The organism is Bacillus sp. SIMBA_008 (assembly GCF_046535495.1).
GTDB lineage: Bacteria > Bacillota > Bacilli > Bacillales > Bacillaceae > Bacillus > Bacillus subtilis.
Window position 1 is genome coordinate 1 of the sequence record NZ_JAWRWL010000200.1, and the last position, 320, is coordinate 320.

Here is a 320-nt window from a genome sequence, read left to right on the forward strand (position 1 = left end):
GTCGGCGCGATCGTCCTCTCGGCGGTGCTGGGCGCTCGTTCGGGACGCGGCATGCGCCGTGACGCGGCGACGGCGTTCCCGGCGATCGTCTACGGCTGCACCTGGAGCGTCGGCACCGTCGCGATCGTCGTCCTCGGGCTCGGCCTGCTCGCGAACGGCATGGACGCCGCGCTCGCGCGCATCTTCTTCCCCACGGCGCTCGTGCTTTTCGCCGGGCTCATGTTCGTCGTGGGGGCCGCCGTCTGGCGAGCGGTGCCGATGCTGATCCTCGGCGGGTGGATCGTCGTGGTCGCCGCGGCGGCGCCGTTCTTCGGGTACCC

Annotated in this window: 1 protein-coding gene; it reads left to right on the forward strand. The window is 72.8% G+C overall.

Annotated elements, in window-relative coordinates:
• Positions 1-320 (forward strand): hypothetical protein (locus SB658_RS22820; RefSeq protein ID WP_410602523.1); only part of this gene is annotated, 320 nt, incomplete at both ends.